Here is a 22,489-nt window from a genome sequence, read left to right on the forward strand (position 1 = left end):
AGAAAAATGGAAAAATTAGACTATTTCGCCGTAGAGATCGTAGGTATCGGCCGCAGTGATTCGGACCTGTACGATCGCACCTAGAATCGCCTCCCCTGTCACATAAACCAAGCCATCCACTTCCGGGGAAAAACGAGCGGAACGCCCGATTAATTCTCCTGTTTCCGGGTTTTCCTGTTCGATGAGAACATCGACAGTTTGACCGATATAAGCTTGATTTTTGCGTTCCGAGATTGGTTGCTGAGTTAACATCAACCTTTCGCGGCGTTCGTCCATAATTGCCTGTGGCACTGGATTGGGCAGGTCAAAAGCGGCTGTACCTTCTTCGGCGGAGAAGGTAAACACCCCGACGTGATCGAACTCATGACGCTTGACAAATTCCAGCAGATGGCTGAAATGTTCCTCGGTTTCTCCGGGGAAACCGACGATAAAAGTCGTTCGTAAAACCGCGTTCGGGATAGCTTGCTTGATCCGCTCGATAATGCCATCGTTGACTCGTCCTTGCCAGGGACGGTTCATCGCCCGCAGGATGTGGGGATGGGAATGTTGTAGCGGCAAGTCTAGATAGGGTAAAACATTCGGGGTCTCTCGGATCGCCTCGATAACCTTTGGCGTTAACCCGGTCGGGTAAGCGTAGTGAACGCGAATCCAAGGTATATCGACTTCTCCCAGCGCTCGCAAGAGTTCCGCTAATTTGGGTTCGCCATATAAGTCTAACCCATAATTGGTTGTTATTTGCGAAATGAGAATTAATTCTTGGACTCCTTGGCTGGCTAATTGTCGCGCTTCGGCCACAATCGACTCGATCGATCTCGATCGCTGATCGCCGCGCAGGTGGGGAATAATACAGAAAGCACAGCGATAATCGCAGCCTTCGGCCACCCGCAGATAGGCGACTCCTTCGGTAGTGGTGCGATAACGGGGCAGATTTTCATCGGCGATAAAAGTGGGATCGGTGCTGACTTCTTTGACTCGTTCTCCCGTCTCTACCCGTTCGACGATCTCGACGATTTTCTGATAATCCCCCGTACCGACAATGGCCACGGCTTCCGGCAATTCCGTCAGCAGTTCATCTTGGAAATGTTGGGCCATACAGCCGGAGATAATAATTTTTTTATTAGCTTCCGCCAGTTCCACGAGGGTGCGAACGGATTCTTCTCTAGCTGCTTGAATGAAACTACAGGTATTAACGATAACGTAATCGGCCAACTCCTCGTCATTATCTACGGGATAGCCGGCCTTGGCCAGCAGTCCTAACATATGCTCGGAGTCGATCCGGTTTTTCTCACAGCCTAGGTGTGAGATAGCGATGGTTGGCTTATTGCCCATGCGATCGAGTATCAACCAAATCTTAAACTTCTCTTTTAATGTTAAGACATTGTGAACTACTCTCAACGGATTTGAGAGCTTCCTGCTTCAATGGGATGCGCTTTCTACCTCGAAAGATAGCAAGTCTTACCTTCCCTCTACAGGCAGGAGTCCTAGTTCCTAAGACCCACACTTTTTCTTGCAACACGACCCGCCGAAGCTCGGTTATCGCTTAAGGAATAGTGGTCAAGACCCGTTTATGATAACATAGTTTTTTGGAATTGTCTATATACAAAGTCAGCATTGATGAGGGGAACTGTGGGGCGAATTACTTCGCCCCTTTAAAAGCCCTGTCCCATCGCACTAAGCGCATCGGGACGAATGCTGGCACTAAGTTAAAATAATTTCCCCCCCGTGGAACCGTGGCTAGGCTTTCACCCTGTTAAAATGGGTGAGCGGCGCATGGTTTGGGACGCTAAGAGTAGTAGACGCTGTGAACTTAATTGCAACTTTCAAGACAAAAAACCCGATTATTGGCGTGGTTCATCTCGCCCCCCTGCCCACTTCCCCCCGTTGGGGTGGCAGTCTCAAGACGGTGATCGAGCGGGCTGAACAGGAGGCGACGGCTTTGGCTGCCGGCGGTGTTGATGGTTTGATTATCGAGAATTTTTTTGATGCCCCCTTTACTAAGCAACAGGTGGATCCCGCCGTGGTTAGTGCCATGACTTTAATTGTCGATCGCATTAAAAATCTGGTGGTCTTACCGATCGGTCTTAATGTTCTCCGCAATGATGCCCATAGTGCCTTAGCGATCGCTACCTGTGTCAATGCCCAATTTATTCGGGTTAATGTGCTAACGGGGGTTATGGCCACCGATCAGGGCATTATTGAGGGTCAAGCCCACGAACTCCTGCGTTATCGGCGCGAATTGGGGTCTGAGGTCAAAATTTTAGCGGATGTTTTGGTTAAACACGCCCGCCCCTTGGGAACCCCTAATCTGACTACGGCGGTGCAAGATACGATCGAACGGGGACTGGCAGACGGGGTGATCCTCTCCGGTTGGGCCACCGGTAGCCCCCCCAGTTTTGAGGATTTGGAACTAGCAGTGACAGCGGCCAAGGGAACACCGGTTTTTATCGGCAGCGGGGCTGATCTGGACAATATCGGGCGGTTACTGCCAGCTGCTGATGGGGTGATCGTGGCTAGTTCCCTCAAGCGTCATGGCAAAATTACTGAACCGGTGGATCCGATCCGGGTGTCGCAATTTGTGGAAACGGCCCGCCTGATCAACGATCAAAAGGCAAAAATTAATAATTCTCTGCCTTCTTTGCCTCTGTCCACATAACCCCTTGCTAGAATGGCGGATAGTTATCAGCCGTGGTGCGATCCTAAGTTTTTAGGAATTGAAAACGTCCTAATTAACACAATATGGTTAGGGAATTTTTCCTTTCGACAAAGTACATTTAGATCTCCCTCCTGACTCCCGACTCCTGACTCCCGAATTCTGCTGTAATTTAATCTAAATAATATTATGCGTCGTCGTTCTGTACCTTGGATTCATCGCTACTCCCGGCCCCTAATTGGGGGCGTTTCGATCGTGGGGGCGATTCTGACCGGCTATTTAACCATTACCAAACTGACGGGAGGGGCTGCTGCCTGTACTGCCGGGGCTAGTGATGGGGCTGGTTGTAGTGGTGTTCTGAATAGTCCCTACGCTACGGTTTTCGGGCTGCCCTTGAGTTTGTTCGGTTTTTTGGCCTATATTGCCATGGCGGTTTTTGCCCTCAGTCCTCTATTTATTAATGGGGAAACTCAGAAAAATCTTCGCAAAAGTTTAGAAAATAATACCTGGTTATTGCTGTTAGCGGGGGCGACGGCGATGGCGGTATTTAGTGGTTATTTAATGTATATTCTAGCCACGGAATTAAAGGAATTGTGTCCCTACTGCATTACTTCGGCTTTGTTCGCTTTAACCTTATTAATTCTTACAATTATCGGTCGCGAATGGGAAGGTTTAGGACAAATTATACTGCCGATGGTTGTAGTGGCAATGATTACTTTTGTGGGAACTTTAGCGGTTTATGCGGGAGTAAATTCCCCGACGGTGGCAGGAGGAAAAGAAGAAATTACCCGGCCAATGACAGCGGCTACACCTCCCTACGGTTGGGAAGTAACCACGGTTTCGGGAAAAGCAGAAATCGCCCTGGCTAAACATTTAAAAGCAATTGGTGCGAAGGAATACGGGGCTTTTTGGTGTCCCCACTGTTACGATCAAAAACAGTTATTTGGTAAGGAAGCGGGAGAAATCCTCAAAAAAGAAGGGGTTTATATCGAATGCGATCCCCAAGGGGTTAATGGTAATCCCCAAGCTTGTCGCGATGCCGGAATTAAAGGTTTCCCCACTTGGATTATTAAGGGTCAAGAATATTCGGGAACCCAAAGATTAGAGAAATTAGCGGAGATTTCTGGTTATACTGGCCCGATGAATTTTAAATATACAGTTCCGGGGCGCAATTAGGAAAATATTGAGGGGTTGAACCTGGTTCAGCCCCGACATTTTATAGTGTTTGTTCTCTAGATAAAGTAGAACTTTAATTTTGTTCTTAGCAATAGAGGGAGATTGAAAGTTGCTAGATTTTGATCAACCTATACCTCAAGAAAAACTTGACATTATTGAGAAAACTAGAGCCAATTTATTTGCTTGGCGAGGTCAGTTTTCACCCCAACTGATAGAGACTATTTTAAGTTTCTATTGCCCATCTAATTCGGTCATCCTCGATCCTTTTGTGGGTAGCGGAACTGTTTTGCTAGAGGCAAGTTATTTATCCCTAGAAGCTTATGGATTTGAGATTAATCCCGCTGCTTATATCATGAGTCATACCTATGAATTTATCAATGATTCTCAAAAAAAAGAAGTTCTTAAAAACCTGAGAAATATCATCGATCAAGAATTTACTTTGAGAATTTTTGAAGTCAGTGACCAAGTAGAAAATTTAGTATATAAATTGCAAAATACTAGGAATATGCTACCGGATCGGTCAAAGGTTTTATTTGATGCTTTGGTAATCATTCTTGATGTATGTAAGAATAAAATTACTCAGGAATTTATTCAGAAAAAATTTTTACATCTTAGCAATATAATTACTAAGCTACCTTACTCTCAAAAGCCGATCAGGGTTGGATTATCTGATGCTCGTTCTCTACCACTAAAAAATAATCAGATAGATTTTGTTGTGACTTCTCCACCCTATATAAATGTTTTTAATTACCATCAAAATTATCGTCAATCTGCTGAAATCTTAGGATGGGATTTACTCAAGATAGCCAAGTCAGAAATTGGCTCTAATAGAGCAAATAGGAGTAATCGTTTCTACACTGTAGTACAATACTGTTTAGATATGGGTGACATTTTAAAGGAACTGGCAAGAGTCAGCAAGCAGCAAGCAAGAATTGTTTTAATTGTAGGACAAGAATCTAACGTTCTTGGCGTACCTTTTTATAATGCTGATATTATTGAAAAAATAGGTGTCAAAGCCAAGCTATTTCAGAAAGTATTAAGACAAAAAAGAAAATTTAAGAATAAATTTGGTAAAGTTATTATAGAGGATATAATTAATTTTATCAACTTAAATAATCAAGTTAGCCAAGAGGTAATAGAACAAATTTCTAGAGAGGTAGCATTCGAGGTATTGGAAAGCAGTAGGCTTTTTGTATCTTCAGAAAACCAGCTATGTTTAGAATCAGCAATTGCCAAAGTCAATAATATTCAAAAAACACCAATTTTAGATAAGAGATTATATATTAATCCTGTTAATATTTGAACATCAACAAAAATACATGAACGAATTTTCCCGTCCTCACTACACAAAACTAACTGCCTGTCTTAACAATCCTCGGTTGCCAGAAGCTGATCGGGAACGTTTAGAAGAAGCTATTATAAAATATCGCCAGTGGATTATCGAGTTAGAATCGATTAATTCTAGTCAAGCAGATGCAGTAGAAAAGCTAGTGTCAGCTACTAACCGATATAAGCGTTTTATCGAACTTGACTTGATTTTTGATAGTTCAGATAACTTTTTGTATAGACAGAAGGGACAGTTAAAATTAGATAATACTATATTAGAAGAATTTTTACCGCAGCTCGTTTTCCGTAGTTTACAAGGAATAGATAACTCTTTTGAATTGGGTCCAAGAAATACCTTCTCTGGACTAAGTTTCCTATCCTCTCTCGGCAATATTGGTCAAGGTGGTCAAGCAAATATTAGAAGCAAAAATCAGGATTTTATACTGGGCAAAAAGTTATATCTAAAGTCATCTTTTGATCCAGAATTTCAAAATTATGAATTGATTGAGTCTCATCTTGGCTATGTTTGTGCAGAGTGCAAAACTAATTTAGATAAAACTATGTTTCAGGAAGCTGTAGCCACAAGTAGAGATTTAAAAATTGCCGTTCCTAACTCTTTATATTTTTTGATTTGCGAATTTCTTGATATGACACCAGTTTCAATAATTTCTACTCAAATTGATGATGTGTTAATTATACGAAAAACTAAGCGTATGACCGCTAATCTTCGACAAGAGTATCGCTCCTCAAAAGCAAGACAGCTGCACAGACAGGAATATGTAGATTTTTTGGATGCTTCTCAATATTATCCCGATGTGTTTCAAAGGATGATCGATAAAATACAAACTCATATTGATAATACAAATCCATCACTGGAAAATGTTTTATATCAAGGATATTTCTAAAAATTTTCTCGACATCAAGTTTAGCTACTTTGATTTATAATAAAGACGTAGATAGGTTGCTAATTATTGCTTATGACTCAGGTAAATCTACAAAAAGCCGCTAATATTCTCGGTGTAACTACCGCAGAAATACTAACATGGCAAAAGAAAAAATTAATCAAAGGTCAGAAAATTAATCAAGTTGATTGGTTATTTGATCTCGAGCAATTAACCAATCTTAAAAATAACCAATCCCCTGGAGAATTGAGAATTTTACAAACTGTTGAGCCAACTAATTACACAGTTATCGAATTATTTGCTGGCTGTGGTGGTATGGCTTTAGGTTTAGAAAATGCGGGACTAAAAACGCAATTACTGGTGGAAATTAATCAAGATTGTGTTAATACTTTAAGACTCAATCGACCGCAATGGAATGTTATAAATCAAGACATAAAAAAGATTGAATTTTCTGATTTTAGAGACAAAATAGATATTGTAGCTGGAGGTTTTCCCTGCCAACCTTTTAGTTATGCTGGGTTAGGGAAAGGATTAGAAGATTTGAGAGGGAGCTTATTTTTTGAATTTGCTCGTTGTTTACAGGAAGTGCAACCTAAAATCGCTATAGCCGAAAATGTTCGAGGATTATTAAGCAATAAAAAAGGAGAACCCCTCCAATTAATGCTGCAAGCTTTACAGGAAATCGGTTATTATGCTGCTTATCAAGTTTTATCGGCTCAATTTCTCGATGTTCCCCAAAAAAGAGAAAGATTAATTATTATCGCCACCCGTCAAGACCTAAATATTAAACCCATTTTTCCCCAATATAAAAACTATACTATTTCTCTGAAAAAAGCTCTAGAGAATTGTCCAAGTTCTCCAGGAGTAGAATATAAAGAAAGAAAAAAAGAGATTATGTCTTTAGTTCCCCCAGGAGGAAATTGGCGGAATTTGCCGATGGATATTCAAAAAGAATATATGAAAAATAGTCTCAAAAATCACGGCGGACGGACAGGATATGCTAAAAGATTATCTTGGGATGAACCAGCTTTAACTATTACCTGTAGTCCGGCACAAACCCAAACAGAGAGATGCCATCCCCAAGAAACTCGTCCTTTGACTGTGAGAGAATATGCACGAGTGCAGTCCTTCCCTGATGATTGGCAATTTACCGGTAATTTAACCTCTCAATATCGACAGATTGGTAACGCAGTTCCCGTGAATATGGCCTATCATCTTGGTGGCTGTTTAATTAATATGTTGCAAGGGGATTATTTCGGGGAAACACAGCCAAAAACCGAACAGTTAAGCATTCCGGGGTTAGAAGTTAATTAATTTTGACTAAAAGTAAATAGTTTTTACCTAATCAGCAACAGCTAGAGAAAAATTAAGTAGCTAGATACAATTAATTACACATATCTAACTACTTCTTGCCTGAGTTCCTATCCTCAGCCAGAAATTGATTTTGTCCGATTTTACTGTCCGGAGTCTGTAGGGTTGATTCATGAATCAACCCTACCCCACTAGAAATTGATTTTGTCCGATTTTACTGTGCGGGGGGAATAACTTCTAAAATCAACCCTACCCCACTAGAAATTGATTTTGTCCGATTTTACTGTGCGGGGGGAATAACCTCTAAAGGAATACTTTCAGTTTCTCCATCTTTAGATGGATTGACATCGGGACTTTTTTCTGCATCTGGAGTTTTTTCCACCGCTTTGGTTTCTGGGGTGGGGGGATTTTCGGGGGGGACTTCTGGACTGGGGTTATTTTCCGGGATGGGAGTGAATTCCACTGGAGTTTCGCTTTCAGGAGACGGGGAAACTTCGGGGGAAGCTTCGATATTACGGGTAGTTTCTGCGGGAGTTGCTTCTATCCGGGGAGATTCTGGGGTAGTTGCGGGGGTAGTTGCGGGGGGAGATTCCGGGGTAGTTGCAGGGGTGTCTTCGCTGATGTTTTGTTCTTCCCGGGGACAGGCTGCCGATTCTAAACCGAGATGACATCGGACTTCCTCCCGTCCCAAAGACACGGCAATTCCCGACACCGACATTAACAAAGCTAGGATGGGTAAGATATTGTTCATAAAATTAGACTTGATTCTACTCCTCGACATCACATTATCTATTTTAGATAGGATCGAATTGATATTGAGAACCCTTTGGCCCTTCATTGCCGCGATTAGCGCGTACGAGGGGAACTTGATTAAAAATGTTAAAATCCGTGGTGCTTCCCTGCAAGGTGATTCCTCGATTTAAAGTTTCGACTGCACTAGCACGGTCAGAACTTTTAGCGATCGCTTCTCCTAATACTTTCATGCTATCGTAGGCGGTAGCAGTACGCCAACTGACGCGACCGCGCCAACTTTTCAGCGCATCTTTGGCAAAAGGATCCGTTGCTTGGAAACTCCAAGGTACTGCTAGAACTAATCCGTCGATGCTATCGGCTCCTTGAATAAGGATATCGGGTGTATAAAGTTCATTTCCGCCTAATAAGAGCATTCCAGACGATTCTTGGGCAATAGCCACGGCTTGATCTATGCGATCGCCGTCTTTACTCAAGGCCAAAAATACCACCTTAGCGCCAGCTTGTCTTGCCTGATCTATGGCGGTTTTAGCGTTAAAATTGGCTTTGGTTGTGTCTATTTCCTTAACTATCTTGCCTCCCGGTTCCTTTATTGCTTTAGCAAAGGAATCCCTTAATTTTTGACTATAGGGACTATCGGAATTATAAAAAAGAACCACTGACGGAGAATTCTCTTGCTGACTAGCATAATTAGCCAAAGTTTTGGCCACTGCTTCCAGATAACTGCCTAAAACTTCCTGAGACTTATCCTTAAGGGGAATGGTTTTCAGGGTTGATTTTCCCGTTTGACTAACACTGGTAGTCAGGGGAGAAAGAATCGCTAATCCTTCTTTTTCGTAACTTTCAATCGCTTTTTGACTAAAAGGATCGATTCCGTGGCCCATAACTGCCAAAACTTGACCGGATTGAATCAGATCATCAGCGATCGCTTTTGATTGTAACCCACCGCCATCATTAGCGATGACTATTTCCAAAGGATTACCCGGATTAGAATTATTAAACTCCTCTTGATACCTGGCCACACCTCGGAGAATTTCCTTGGCGCTGTTGGGGTCGTTAGCGATGGGGACAACAACGGCTATAGTATTCTGATTACCCTTTTGTCTAGCTTTGGCGTTATTGTAATAGATTTTGCCCTCCGGGTCGTTTGCTTGGGGAGTGGCTGCTAGTTGGTAAGCTGCGATCGCATTTGACCAATCTTCCTTTTTAAAGGCCGCTGCGCCTTTTTCTTTGTTAGGAGTGTAATTAAGCAGTATTTTCTCACCTTGGCTAAATAAATCGGGATTTTTAGCCGTATTACTCACAAAAGTTGCCTTAGATTGCCTATCTGGGGTTTTTTCTGGTACAACTTGGGGAGTATCGGGTTTGGGAATCAGCATTTGCAATAGACTCCAACCCCCTAAACCTGCGGTTAAAGCGGTAATTATCAAAGCGAAGGGAAGTAACCAGTTAGATTTTTGGCCGACTCTAGTTGTACCCCCCGGGGACACCACAACCGTGGTTTTAACTGTCGTTGTTACGGGATCCATCGCTTCCCTAGGTAGGCCACAGATAGGACAATCAGGAGTAGTATTTTCGCAGGGTTCATGACCTCCCGCAATCGCTTGCGGATAAGTTTTACCATCTTTAGGGATACCGTCACATTGCCAAGTAGTCATAATCAGTTATCAGTTATCAGTTATCAGTTATCAGTGGGTAAGTTATCAGTTATCAGTTATCAGTTATCAGTTATCAGTGGGTAAGTTATCAGTGGGTAAGTTATCAGATTTGAGTTTTAAGTGAGCAGTATGTGTTAAGTGAGCAGTATTAAATAGCAGTTTCTTGCCATCTTTTCACTGTTTACTGATTACTGTTTACTGTTTACTGGTCACTGTTTACTGATTACTGTTTACTGTTTACTGGTCACTGTTTGAGGACGTTGTCGTAAGCTTTGGAAATAGAGGCCACCGATAAGCAGTAAAAAGAGGATATAAGCAACAATTTGACTGATATAGAGGTTTTGACGATAACCAAACAGGGATTTAAGGAGGAGTACGGGGAAAGTGCGATCGCTTAAAATTTGGGAACCGTCCCAAACTTGAAAACCGAGAAGACAGGAGGAGGGGAGAGAAGGACAGAAATTGCGATAAAAAGGGTCAATTTCACTTAAAAGACTGATTCCTGCGTCGATATGTTTCAAAACACCGATGAGTAATCCCGCAACGATTAAGAGGAGGAAAGTCCCCATAATTTGGAAAAAGAGACGGATATTAATTTTTACTCCCCCCGCAAATAGGAGAGTTCCCAACAAAGTTGCGACACTTAACCCCGCTATCGCACCGAACGTTTGTATCTGCCAATCTTTTTGGAATTGGGCCAGGATAAAGAGAACAGTTTCAAATCCCTCTCGCAAGACAGCGATAAAAACGAGCAGAAAAATCGCTTTTCCTGCCCCATTTTCCGATTTTAAACCCGCTTTTACCGCACTTTCTACCTCAGATTTCAAAGATTTGGCCTGTTGAGTCATCCAAATTAACATCCAACTCAACATCAAGACGGCAATCAGTCCAAAAGTGGCGGCCAGTAATTCCTTGATCATTGGTACGAATGGACTAGGAGAGGCATCCACTTGCAAAAGGATTCCCCCTAGCAAAATACCGACCAAAACACTAGCCACCACTCCCGCACCAATACCACGATACACCCATGAGTTAAGTTGCGATCGACCCGATTTTTGTAAACAAGCGAGGACAATTCCCACCACTAAAGCGGCCTCGAAACCTTCCCGGAGAGTGATAATAAAAGTGGGTAAAGCGGAACTAAGATTCATAAGCTAGTGGATAAACTCTAGCTTTGATCCTAGCTCAAGCAAAATCCCGGAGCATCTTGCGAATTTCCAGATTGTGTAATTCTTCTTGTCCAATCATACCGCGAGCGAATTCTTCTAGGTAAATACTGGCATCTTCAACGGTTTCTAGGAGTGCTTTGTACAAATCAAGGGATTTTTTCTCATGATTGAGGCTCTCACTCAAGATTGCTTTGATATTGTGTTCATAGCTCTCCTCGATGGGTGCAATTTTTAAGCTAGGATGGCCTTCTAAACCGGTGAGAATTTCCCCGACTTGTTGCGCGTGGGTGAGGGACTCCGTGGCCTGGGTCTGGAAAAATTGGACGATGGGGATGCGATGGGGACCTGTCACCATCAGGGAATAGTGGGTGTAACGGACAACTCCCGCTAGTTCAAATTCCATGATTTCGTTCAGTTGTTCGATGGTTTTGTCTCTGTCTAGTTCTCGCATAAGATTCTCAATAATTCGTCTCTAATTGCAATTGTAGCTAATCCAGGCTGGCTAAATAAATCTCAAAACCTTGTTGGCTAATATCTTTAGGCTTTTTTGTCATCAAAAAAGTGCCAGATATTGGAGTGATCGGGGGAAATTTTCGGCACTTTTCCCCTGAAAATGCCTAAAACCCCACACCCCACGACAAACCCTTTCAGCAAACCCTAGGTGCTGAATCGAGGCGATCGAGTCAAAAGGATTTTAGCCGGGGGAATAGCAACTCAAGAGGTCATTAAAGGTTTCATTTTGCCTTAAACCATCGAAAACAAAGTTATTACGCGCTAATTCGCCACATATATCTGGTTCTATGTCTAGAGCTTCGCGTAAACAGTCGATCGCTTTTTGTTGTTGACCGAGGGCGGCATAACAGCAGGCGGCATTATACCACGCATAGCGATCATCTTGATCGATTTTTAACGATTCTTCATAACAGGCGATCGCTTCTGGTAAACGCTGTAATTCCTGTAGGATCACACCCTGTTGATACCAAGACCAGTAATCTTGCGGTCGGATATCGAGGGCGGTACGATAATTAAATAAAGCCTCTTGGGGATTGCCCCAATCCCGGAAAGCGTCGCCGCGACGATACCAGGCCCAATAATCCCGGGGTCGCGCCCCCAGGGCCAGATCATAGGAAGTGATAGCGCGTTCGTAATTTTTCAGCAATCGATAGGCCTCCCCTTGCCGGTAGGCCGCCCAATAGTCCCCCGGACTATGACTTAGGGCCCGTTGAAAACAAGCGATCGCTTTTTGGTAGTCCTTTAATTCTTGTAGATAAACACAACCTTGATCATACCAAGCCCAATAGTTATCATCCTTTACCTGTGCAGCGTTAGCGTAACTTTGAGCCGCTTCTTCATACATTCCCAAGTCTTCTAGTATCATACCCCTTTTGTACCATGCCCAATAATCATCTGGATAATATTCTAAGGCTTTTTCGTAGCTGATTAAGGCTCCAAAATAGTCCATTCTTTCTCTTAAAATATTGCCTTGGTCATACCAGTCCCGATAGGTATCTGGACGGCATTCGAGCGCTCGATAGACAGTGAGTAGATAGGTCATAGTTATTAATCTATAGTAATTAGGTTCGTCAGCTGGAAAAGGCAAGAGGCAAAGGGCAAGAGGCAAAAGTATTTATATTAATTCGTCCCCTCCCCAATCCCTAACAGGCAACCCTTCACTGATTACTGTTTACCGACCACTGCAAAAAAGCTCTGGTGTTCCCTAATATAACCAAGAAACGGCGACCAATTGCGATCGCCATTCCCTGTTATACTTTTAGAACAGATTCAGATCCGTTAAAGCGCCGAGACTGCTAGAGGAGACTAACTTGGCGAATTTGCCGAGAATTCCCGTTTTATAGCGTGGGGGGCGCGGTTGCCAATGGTTACGACGACGGGTTAATTCTTCCTCCGATACATTTAACTGCAAGAGACGCTGACGAGCATCAATAGTGATTTGATCCCCTTCCTCTACTAGGGCAATTGTACCACCCACCGCTGCTTCTGGAGCGACGTGACCGACCACCATGCCATAGGTTCCCCCGGAAAAACGACCATCGGTAATTAATCCCACGGAATCCCCTAAACCGGCGCCGATAATTGCCGAAGTGGGGGCTAACATTTCCCGCATACCCGGTCCGCCTACTGGTCCCTCGTAACGGACAACCACCACATCCCCGGCTTGAATTTTTCCGGCTAAAATTGCCTCTAAACAGGTTTCTTCCGACTCAAACACCCGCGCAGGTCCGGTGATGACCGGAGTTTTCACGCCGCTGATTTTGGCCACGGCCCCCTCCGTGGCCAGATTTCCTTTTAAAATGGCTAAATGACCCTCTTTATAGACAGGATTGCTAAAAGGACGGATAACATCTTGGCCTGAGGGCGGTTGGTCGGGAATATCGGCTAAAATCTCGGCGATAGTCTGACCGCTAATGGTGAGAGCATCCCCGTGTAGTAAACCATTAACCAGGAGAATTTTCATCACTTGGGGAATACCGCCGGCTTTATGCAGATCCACGGTAACGTAACGCCCGGAGGGTTTAAGATCGCAGATAACCGGTACACGCTGGCGGATGGTTTCAAAATCATCGATCGATAATTCTACCCCGATGGTGCGGGAAATGGCTAAAAGGTGCAGCACAGCGTTAGTGGAACCTCCCACCGCCATAATTACCGAAATGGCGTTTTCAAAGGCTTTACGGGTCAAAATTTGGCTAGGGAGAATCTGTTTTCTAACCGCCTCGACCAAAACCTTGGCCGATTCTTCGGTACTATCGGCTTTTTCCGCATCTTCGGCGGCCATGGTCGAGGAATAGGGTAAACTCATCCCCATGGCTTCAAAAATGGAAGACATGGTATTAGCAGTAAACATTCCACCACAGGAACCGGCCCCGGGACAAGCGTTGCGTTCAATTCCGATGAGGTCTTCTTCACTGATTTTACCAGCACTGTACTGTCCCACGGCTTCAAAGGAACTGACCACGGTTAAATCGCAATCTTTGTAGCGCCCCGGTTTAATCGTGCCACCATAGACGAAAATAGCGGGAATATTCATCCGGGCCATGGCAATCATTGCCCCTGGCATATTTTTGTCACAACCCCCGATAGCGAGGACTCCATCGAGACTTTGACCATTACAGACGGTTTCAATGGAATCGGCGATTACTTCCCTAGAAACGAGAGAATATTTCATCCCTTCTGTTCCCATGGAAATCCCGTCACTAATGGTGATAGTCCCGAAAAGTTGCGGCATTCCCCCCGCTAATCTGGTTCCTGCTTCGGCACGCATTGCTAAATCATTAATTCCCATGTTACAGGGGGTAATGGTGCTAAATCCGTTAGCGATGCCGATGATTGGTTTGCTAAAGTCCTCATCCCCAAAACCTACCGCTCTTAACATGGCCCGATTCGGACTGCGTTGGGTACCTTGGGTAACAATGCGACTTCTGTAGTTATCTGCCATAACTTTATCTTTCTCCAATGGCGGCTGACAGGTGCGATCGCGGCTCAAGTTCTCCAATCGCACCTTTATTTATATTTTCTGACTTTTGGCCGCTCTGAGCAGGTTTTAGGACAGCCCATCTCTAAAGAAAATATAAAACTGTGGGATGATTCAGGGTACAACTATAAAATCAGCAATATCGAGAGTTCCTGTTAATCCAGTGATTTCGATAATTGCGTCGGTGGCTGCATTAAATTCTCGACATTGGCTCCTAAAGTCAAATTAACCGAGGCTCGAATGGTATCGATTTCTGTGGTAAGGTTAATTTATCAGTGCGAAATCAGCCGCTATCAGGGTAGGAACAGTCAACAAATTGGCAAATTCAGAGCCACTTCCTAAGCCAGCAGCACTACCATTTTGATTGTAGTAAATACTGCCACTGCTGGTACTGTAAACGATAAAAGCGCTGCTAGTGGCGACTAAATCATCGTCAGCGACGCTGGCAAATTCAGCCGGTTGACTGAATCCATTGCCAATGCTACTTTGTAAAGCGGGAAATATGGCTTTACTTAATACTATTTTATCACTACCCGGAGTGAAATCGCTGATGGCATCGATTCCTAAATTACTACTATTGAAGATAAAATTATCGCTACCATTACCACCGGTGAGTAAATCATCGCCGGAACCACCAATTAAACTATCGTTTCCGTCTTGACCGGTTAATTGATCGTTGCCACCACCACCAGTTAGAGTATTATTAAGGCTATTCCCGGTTAGTCGGTCATTACCGCTATCGGCAATAATATTTTCGATGGTGTTATTTGCCGAAAAAGTCAATTTTAGATTATTAGTGACGGCGGTTTGGGTTGTAGTAACGCCTAAGTTGACTCGTACTGAGGTATTTGTCCCAGTAAAGTCGAGGGTATCGATACCACCAGTGGTAGTTTCTTGGATGGTATCGCTTCCTAAGGAGGTTGAAGCATTGAAACAGTAAATATCGTTACCATTAGCACCAGCGAGGATATTGTTACCGCTATTTCCGGTGATTTTATTGTCACCAGTGTTACCCGTACCATTAATATTATTAGTCCCAATTAGTCTGAGGTTTTCCACATTATTGGGTAAGGTTTTAGTAATGCTGCTTTGTAGGGTGTCAGTAATAATTACCTGTCCAATTGCTTCGTCGGGATTGATGGTAGCATTAACCGCATTTGACAGGGTTACTGTAAAGGCTTCATCAGGTTCATTGAGGTTATCATTGAGGATGGGAATGCTAATAGTAGCGGTGGCAGTATTAGGTGCAATGGTGAGGGTTCCTGTCTGGCTAGTGTAATCTACATTGGCGGTAGCATCAATGGCTGTAGTGGTATAGTTGACAGTAATTTGTTGTGTACTTGGATTATTTACAGTGACGGTGAGGATTGCATTACTATTTTGACCTTCCACCACGGTGATGTCGTTGATGGAGAGTTGGGGGAAATCATCATTGGTAATCGTCCCCGTCACTGCGGTAGTTGTCCCAACTGTATAACCAGTCCCAGAAGCAAGAGTTAAAGCAACAGTTTCATCACTTTCTACTGTAGTATCAGCAGTGGGGTCAACTATTACAGTAGCAGTCGCTGAACCAGCAGCAAAGGTGACACTGGTGGGAATAGAAGTGTAATCGGTTCCATTAGTAGCTGTTCCCCCAACTGTATAGTTAGCGGTTAAGGCGCTGGTAGTAGAACCGGTACGAGTAAAGGTATAGACTAAGTTAGTTGTCCCATCTTCTGTCACACTACTGGGAGAAACCGCAAGAGTAATACTAGGGAAATCATCATTGGTAATCGTCCCCGTCACTGCGGTAGTTGTCCCAACTGTATAACCAGTCCCAGAAGCAAGAGTTAAAGCAACAGTTTCATCACTTTCTACTGTTGTATCAGCAGTGGGGTCAACTGTTACAGTAGCAGTGGATGAACCAGCAGCAAAGGTGACACTGGTGGGAATAGAAGTGTAATCGGTTCCATTAGTAGCTGTCCCCCCAACTGTATAGTTAGCGGTTAAGGCGCTGGTAGTAGAACCAGTACGGGTGAAGGTATAGACTAAGTTAGTTGTCCCGTCTTCATTGACACTACTGGGAGAGACAGCAAGAGTAACAGTTTGTGGATTGGTAAACTCACTCACATCAATAATCTGCAATCCGCCTTCACGCGCAGCTACATAAGCATAACTACCGACTACTTTCACATCAAAAGCATAGTCATAGTTGTTTTGATAATTACCTTTGATAGTGGGATTAGTAGGGTTGCTGATGTCGATGATTTGCAGTCCACCTCCTCCAGCAGCTAGATATGCGTAATTCCCTACTACTTGCACATCAGTAGCCTCGCCGGAACTATAATAATTGCCTTTTAATATGGGGTTGGTGGGATTGCTGATGTCGATGATTTGCAGTCCTGAATCATAATCAGCCAAATATGCGTAATTTCCCACTACTTCCACATCCCTAGCATTACCGGAACTATAATAATTGCCTTTTAATATGGGGTTGGTGGGATTGCTGATGTCGATGATTTGCAGTCCTGAAAAATAATCAGCTATATAAGCATAATTCCCCACTACCTGTACACCATCAGCAAAACCAGAACTATCATCATAACTGCCTTTTAATATGGGGTTGGTGGGATTGCTGATGTCGATGATTTGCAGTAATGAATTCCCATTAGCCAAATATGCGTAATTCCCCACTACTTGCACATCAACGACTGCACTAAAATTGTCATAATTACCGATGAAAGTGGGGTTGGTGGGGTTACTGATGTTGATAATTTGTAGTCCTGAACTCCCATCAGCTAGATATGCGTAATTCCCCACTACTTCCACATCCCAAGCGCCGTCAGTATCATAATTGCCTTTGAAAATGGGGTTACTGGGGTTGCTGATGTCGATGATTTGCAGTCCTGAATCATAATCAGCCAAATATGCGTAATTTCCCACTACTTCCACACCAAAAGCCCATCCAGGAGTATCATATTTGCTGATGAAAGTGGGGATAGGGGGGTTGATATCGTCATTAATTGTTCCCGTCACTGTGGTGGTTGTCCCCACTGTATAACCAGTCCCCGAAGCGAGGGTTAAAGTTACAGTTTCATCCGGGTCAGCTATATTATCTGCTGTCGGGTCAATTGTTACGGTAGTAGTATTAGCATTAGCGGCGAAAGTCACTGTCCCTGTTGTCCCATTAAAACTCGCTGCACCGGTTTGAGTGTAGTCTGTATTAAGGGTAGCTGTCCCCCCAACTGTATAGTTAACTGTCAAAGCATTAGTTGTTACACCGTCGCGGTAGAAGAAGTAAGCTAAGTTGGTTGTCCCATCTTCGGTAACAAGACTAGGAGAAACCTGAAGGGTAACACGGGTATCATCATTGAGAATCGTTCCCGTCACTGGAGTAGTTGTCCCAACTGTATAGTCAGTCCCAGAAGTGAGGGTTAAGCTGACGGTTTCGTCATCTTCAACTGTGGTATCTGCTGTGGGGTCAATTGTTACAGTTGCAGTCGCAGAATTAGCAGCAAAAGTCACTGTTCCTGTTTCATTTGAGTAATTTGGGAAACTGGCTGCACCAGTTTGACTGTAATCTGTGTTAAAGATGGCTGTTTTCCACGAGTCTGTATCATCGACTGTTTTAAAATTGACCGTCAAAGGATTGGTTGTGTCTCCTGTGCGGGTGAAGGTATAAACTAAATTAGTCGTTCCATCTTCAGTAACACTGGTGGTGGAAACTGCTAAGGTGACACTTGGTAAAGGCGATGGGTTATTGAAGTCACTGACATCAATAATCTTCAATCCGCCTGCACCAGTAGCCACATAAGCGTAGTTGCCTACTATTTGCACACCAGCAGAGTAGCCAGAAGTACCAGAATCCACAAGAGTGGGAGCGGCTGGATTGCTGATGTCGATGATTTGCAGTCCTGACTCATCAGCTACATAAGCATAGTTGCCTACTATTTGCACATCAGAAGCAAAGCCAGGAGTATCATAATTACTCACAAAAGTGGGAGCGGCTGGGTTGCTGATATCGATGATGTGCAGTCCTGAAGTCCCATTAGCCACATAAGCGTAGTTACCGACTATTTCCACATCACCACCGTCAAAAAAATTATAATAATTACCCTTAAGAGTAGGCGTTGTCGGATTACTAATGTCGATGATTTGCAGTCCACTCCCTGCAACAGCCACATAAGCGTAGTTGCCTACTATTTCCACATCAGTAGTAGAGCCAGAAGTATAATAATAACGGACAAAAGTGGGAGCGGCTGGGTTGCTGATATCGATGATTGTCAGTCCTGTATAATAATAACTAGCCACATAAGCGTAGTTACCGACTATTTGCACACCCCTAGTACCGCCAAAAGTATCATAATTACCCACAAAAGTGGGAGCGGCTGGGTTGCTGATGTCGATGATTTGTAGTCCACCCCCTCCATCAGCCACATAAGCGTAGTTGCCGACTATTTCCACATCCTCAGCATTGCCATAAGTATCATAATTACCCACAAGAGTGGGAGCGGCTGGGTTGAAAATCTCGAAGATTTGCAGTCCTGACCAATAATCGGCTACATAAGCATAGTTACCGACTATTTCCACATCATAAGGAAGGTCAGAAGTATAATCAATATCCACAAAAGTGGGAGCGGCTGGGTTGCTAATGTCGATGATTAGCAACCCTCCATCAGCCACATAAGCGTAGTTGCCTACTATTTCCACATCATAAGAATTGGCAGAAGTATCATAATTACTGACAAAGGTGGGAGTATCTGGGTTACTGATATCGATGATTGTCAGTCCTGAATACAAATCAGCTACATAAGCATAGCTACCGACTATTTGTACATCTTGACCATCGGAAATATCGTAATTCCCCTTGAAAATCGGGTCACTGGGATTACTAATATCAATGATTTCTAGTGTATCCCCCACCGCGTAGGCGTAGTTACCTACTACTGTCACCGCATTGGCAAAGCTTAAACGATCCCACTTCCCAACTAAAGAAAGAGCAAATACTCCCTCATAAGTCGCTAAAGTCCCCCCATCAAACGCCAAGGAAATATTCAAATCTTGCTCACTTTCAGCGCGAGAAACTATTACCTCTAACTCCCAATTTCCTCCCCCTCGACTACTTCCCGTAGGAGTCGCTGAAGCCATCACCGTCGCACCTGTCAACTGATGCAACTTCTCAATAAATTCTTCTCCTGCATCTCCCGCCGCGACCTGACAACCGTACAGTAGAATATGATGAACATTTGCCCAATTCTGTAACTGTTGGCGGTAATCGTAAATATTTGTTAAATTAAGTTGACAATTCCCCAAATATAAGCATCCAGGCGCACCATGAGAGACGAGGTGAATCGTGGTAATCTGGGGATTTTGTTGTAAAAAAGCGGATATTTGTTCGATTCCGTCTTCCTTGGCAGAGAGAATAACGGTGGCGACTTCTGGAATTACCCCAGCTTGGAGACTTTGATAATCGGTAACACCAGCATCGAGGAAAACTACGGACTGGTTGAGATTGGTTTGGCGAGACATAATACAAGGGTTCCTGGTGAGTGGTGTAGGGTGGGCATTGCCCACAAGCTGCTTTAATATTATTTATTCAGCCGAGTCAGCCTGTTTTCCGCAACCGCAGCCAGTCTAGGTTAGGCTTGAAGACTGTCAAACCATCAATTAATCGTTTCTACCATTTTGAGAGCGTTTTTTTCTACCGTCAATAGAATATAAAATATGCTTATTTTTTTTTTTTTTTTTTTCATCAGGTTTATTCATGAATCAGAGAAAATCAAATTAAATTCGGTGCGGTTAAACCCTGATTTCTTGTATTATCCACCTGATTAACTTGAACCAAGCCATCAGATTGAGCAAAATCGAATAAAATATCGTCAACAGCAGGAAGAATCGGCAACAGGGGAGAAGTCATGACATTGACAGCAAAAGTTTATTGCTAACAGTTTTAGCTCAACAATCCCCAATCTTTCAAGGGTGCTGTAACAGAAATTAACATTGATCGGGAAAACTGTATTTCTAAATCATCAGTTTTTCTGAATATTGTCTCTCAATTCCCCCCTCACAACTTAATCTAATTCATTTGCAGTTTGCAAAACCTCCTCATAAAGTTGATGACTGATGCGAAAATTTGCTTGGCTAATTAGAGACTCCATTATCGGTTTAACCTTAGAAACTAATCCTCTATTTTTAGCAATTAAAAGAACTCCTAGAATACCCGTAATTGACAGCCCCAAACGCACAGCCTCCCTCCGTCCAAGACGTTCATCAATTAACAATTCATCCGCCTTTAATTCCAAAGCAAGAGCGATTGCTTCTGCTTCGCCAAGATCTAAATTATATTCATTCCTCAAACAAGCCACAAGTTCTAAATTAGTGGCTTGTTGAACCTGTATCCATTCCAGAGAAAGCGTCGCTTTAATGCGGATATCTTCCTCAGTTAAATTGGCCAATTCATTGGCAACTGCTTGGGGAATAATAACATTAGTATAAATATCTTTTAAGATTGACAGATAACCAACAAGAGCAAGACTGCTGAGAGGAGAAGTATCGCTAATAATGATCATAGCCAACCTTTGTTTTTTAAATGCTTAATATCTTCCTGAAACTCAGCAACATCATAATGAATACAAATTCCTCTTTCAGAAAGCATCCGTTGAAACTTGATTTGATTAATACCTAATAACTCACTTGCTTTTCCCAAGCTAATCTTATCTTGTTGAAATAACATAATAACAATCTCTTTTAACAGTTCATCCTCTGATAAACCACTTGCTTTAATCACTTCTTGGGAAATAACTAGACTCATATTTTCTTCGTATTTTGACAAGAATTATACAAATGTTATCCTATTTTTCGCCGCCTGTCAAGGTGAATTGGTGAGTAATTCCCACCCTACGGTAAGAAGCATTGTCTTTGACCTCACTTCAATCAACAAGCTATAATGACAATTTTAGCGGGTCATTGTGAGGGGGATACTTCCCGCGTTAACTTTTCTCTTTCAGCCAAAACCACCCGAAGCAATCTCACCGCTTGTGATGGCGAAGATGCGATCGCTAACGTCAAAGCTAGGCAGTTAAAGTATTTAACCAATTGATTAAATCTTCAACCGTAGAGAAGTCGAATAAAGCTTCTCCTAATGCTTCGACATCATCAATACTTAACTGCATGATTTTAGTTTCTAATGCAGGATTAATCTCCCCTAACTTGCGTTTAAGTTGGCGAATAATAAACGTCTTTTCGCGTTCGATACCTCGTTCGATACCTTGTTCAATACCCCGTTCGATACCTTGTTCGATACCTTGTTCGATACCTTGTTCAATACCTTGACGCATCCAACTGGTGGTAATTTGCATAACTCCCTCCTGTACGGGTTGACTAAATGTGCTAATCTCTTCTTGAAATTGTATCTCTTCGGCAGGATTTAGATTGAGATAAGTATCAATAAATCCAGAAATTAATTGCATTCTCGCTGCATCTAACCTTAAAGTGATTAACAAGCGCAGACATTCCGCTTTAACCTTGGCTCGCTCTTTGTCGGCAATGTTCATCTTCGCCATCAAAGCCGAAGCAACCGGATTCGGCTGATTGAGAAAATCTCGCCAATTTAATCGATTTAACTGCACTACCTGATAGTTAAATTCTAAGACTTTAAAATCGGGAAAATCGACCACATATTGACTAATTGCTTCTTTTTTTGGCTGGGAGTAAGAAAAAATTACAATGGGATAAATCGGTAAGACAAATTTCTCATGAAAGCGAGCAAAATAAGTAAACATTCGCCGGTTAAACCACTGGCGGGAACTTTGCTGCGCCTCCAGATGAATCAGAAAGAAAGATTCTTTTCCTCGAAACTTAACCTGTGCGACTAAATCGCTTTCATGCTTTTCTCCTTCCGTGACATCGGTAAATACTTCTTTGTCTAAAAAAGTAATCGAGTCCCTATCTAAATAATCCATTACTTGAGGAAAAAATAACTCGATAAATTCGACAAAAAAGGTGGAGATTAACTCCTTAAATAAGCGATCATGGTCAATATTATTAGTCATGTAATATCATCTTAACTAATCTCA

Annotated in this window: 18 protein-coding genes and 1 pseudogene; 6 read left to right on the forward strand and 13 right to left on the reverse strand. The window is 43.0% G+C overall.

Annotation, left to right across the window (positions count from 1 at the left end):
• Positions 1–15: 15 nt before the first annotated feature.
• The gene (gene rimO / locus O9334_RS18770) at positions 16–1,329 is read right to left on the reverse strand and encodes a 30S ribosomal protein S12 methylthiotransferase RimO (protein WP_288001825.1); all 1,314 of its coding nucleotides are present in this window, start codon (positions 1,327–1,329) and stop codon (positions 16–18) included.
• 472 nt (positions 1,330–1,801) lie between these two features.
• On the opposite strand from rimO, the gene btpA reads away from it, so the two are divergent.
• The 5 genes from btpA to O9334_RS18795 all read left to right on the forward strand — a co-directional run bounded on the left by btpA (position 1,802) and on the right by O9334_RS18795 (position 7,368).
• Positions 1,802–2,653 (forward strand): photosystem I biogenesis protein BtpA, encoded by an 852-nt coding sequence (gene btpA, locus O9334_RS18775; RefSeq protein ID WP_045361720.1) that lies wholly within the window; start codon positions 1,802–1,804, stop codon positions 2,651–2,653.
• A gap of 186 nt (positions 2,654–2,839) precedes the next feature.
• Positions 2,840–3,826, forward strand: a complete 987-nt coding sequence (locus O9334_RS18780) for a vitamin K epoxide reductase family protein (protein WP_288001787.1) — start codon at positions 2,840–2,842, stop codon at positions 3,824–3,826.
• A gap of 109 nt (positions 3,827–3,935) precedes the next feature.
• The gene (locus O9334_RS18785; protein ID WP_288001790.1) at positions 3,936–5,129 is read left to right on the forward strand and encodes a DNA methyltransferase; all 1,194 of its coding nucleotides are present in this window, start codon (positions 3,936–3,938) and stop codon (positions 5,127–5,129) included.
• 16 nt (positions 5,130–5,145) lie between these two features.
• The gene (locus O9334_RS18790) at positions 5,146–6,057 is read left to right on the forward strand and encodes a Bpu10I family restriction endonuclease (RefSeq protein ID WP_288001792.1); all 912 of its coding nucleotides are present in this window, start codon (positions 5,146–5,148) and stop codon (positions 6,055–6,057) included.
• A 72-nt stretch (positions 6,058–6,129) separates the two neighbouring features.
• Positions 6,130–7,368: a DNA cytosine methyltransferase gene (locus O9334_RS18795; RefSeq protein WP_288001795.1), complete on the forward strand. Its 1,239-nt coding sequence runs from the start codon at positions 6,130–6,132 to the stop codon at positions 7,366–7,368.
• Positions 7,369–7,645: 277 nt separating this feature from the next.
• On the opposite strand, the gene O9334_RS18800 is transcribed toward O9334_RS18795, so the two are convergent.
• The 11 genes and pseudogenes from O9334_RS18800 to O9334_RS18845 all read right to left on the reverse strand — a co-directional run bounded on the left by O9334_RS18800 (position 7,646) and on the right by O9334_RS18845 (position 21,225).
• A complete protein-coding gene (locus O9334_RS18800) occupies positions 7,646–8,116 on the reverse strand; it encodes a hypothetical protein (RefSeq protein ID WP_288001798.1) in 471 nt (156 codons plus the stop codon).
• Between the two features lie 43 nt (positions 8,117–8,159).
• A complete protein-coding gene (locus O9334_RS18805) occupies positions 8,160–9,773 on the reverse strand; it encodes an ABC transporter substrate-binding protein (protein WP_045361707.1) in 1,614 nt (537 codons plus the stop codon).
• 230 nt (positions 9,774–10,003) lie between these two features.
• Positions 10,004–10,924: an FTR1 family iron permease gene (locus O9334_RS18810; protein WP_288001802.1), complete on the reverse strand. Its 921-nt coding sequence runs from the start codon at positions 10,922–10,924 to the stop codon at positions 10,004–10,006.
• Between the two features lie 34 nt (positions 10,925–10,958).
• The gene (locus tag O9334_RS18815) at positions 10,959–11,393 is read right to left on the reverse strand and encodes a ferritin-like domain-containing protein (RefSeq protein ID WP_002731529.1); all 435 of its coding nucleotides are present in this window, start codon (positions 11,391–11,393) and stop codon (positions 10,959–10,961) included.
• Between the two features lie 243 nt (positions 11,394–11,636).
• Positions 11,637–12,497, reverse strand: a complete 861-nt coding sequence (locus tag O9334_RS18820) for a tetratricopeptide repeat protein (RefSeq protein WP_288001804.1) — start codon at positions 12,495–12,497, stop codon at positions 11,637–11,639.
• A gap of 216 nt (positions 12,498–12,713) precedes the next feature.
• Positions 12,714–14,399, reverse strand: coding sequence for a dihydroxy-acid dehydratase (gene ilvD, locus O9334_RS18825; RefSeq protein WP_045361701.1), 1,686 nt, complete (start codon positions 14,397–14,399; stop codon positions 12,714–12,716).
• 150 nt (positions 14,400–14,549) lie between these two features.
• Positions 14,550–14,627, reverse strand: a pseudogene (locus O9334_RS22920) (bluetail domain-containing putative surface protein); the annotation flags it as partial.
• 72 nt (positions 14,628–14,699) lie between these two features.
• Positions 14,700–19,943: a DUF4347 domain-containing protein gene (locus O9334_RS18830; RefSeq protein WP_288001806.1), complete on the reverse strand. Its 5,244-nt coding sequence runs from the start codon at positions 19,941–19,943 to the stop codon at positions 14,700–14,702.
• Between the two features lie 250 nt (positions 19,944–20,193).
• Positions 20,194–20,331 carry a hypothetical protein gene (locus tag O9334_RS18835; protein WP_288001808.1) on the reverse strand — a complete coding sequence of 46 codons (138 nt, stop codon included), beginning with the start codon at positions 20,329–20,331 and terminating at the stop codon, positions 20,194–20,196.
• Between the two features lie 154 nt (positions 20,332–20,485).
• Positions 20,486–20,983 carry a PIN domain-containing protein gene (locus tag O9334_RS18840; protein WP_045361698.1) on the reverse strand — a complete coding sequence of 166 codons (498 nt, stop codon included), beginning with the start codon at positions 20,981–20,983 and terminating at the stop codon, positions 20,486–20,488.
• Positions 20,980–21,225, reverse strand: a complete 246-nt coding sequence (locus O9334_RS18845; RefSeq protein WP_045361696.1) for a UPF0175 family protein — start codon at positions 21,223–21,225, stop codon at positions 20,980–20,982. The genes O9334_RS18840 and O9334_RS18845 overlap by 4 nt, the downstream gene beginning before the upstream one ends.
• Positions 21,226–21,360: 135 nt before the next feature.
• Between O9334_RS18845 and O9334_RS18850 the strand changes: the two genes are divergently transcribed.
• Complete coding sequence (locus tag O9334_RS18850) at positions 21,361–21,513, forward strand: hypothetical protein (RefSeq protein WP_190381644.1); 153 nt, start codon at positions 21,361–21,363, stop codon at positions 21,511–21,513.
• Here the strand turns inward: O9334_RS18850 and O9334_RS18855 are convergent.
• Entirely contained in the window at positions 21,485–22,465 is a 981-nt protein-coding gene (locus tag O9334_RS18855) for a DUF4351 domain-containing protein (protein WP_045361693.1), read from the reverse strand. The genes O9334_RS18850 and O9334_RS18855 overlap by 29 nt on opposite strands.
• Positions 22,466–22,489: the final 24 nt, after the last annotated feature.

Origin of the sequence: Microcystis sp. LE19-8.1F (genome assembly GCF_027531715.1) — a bacterium.
Taxonomy (GTDB): Bacteria; Cyanobacteriota; Cyanobacteriia; order Cyanobacteriales; family Microcystaceae; genus Microcystis; species Microcystis wesenbergii_A.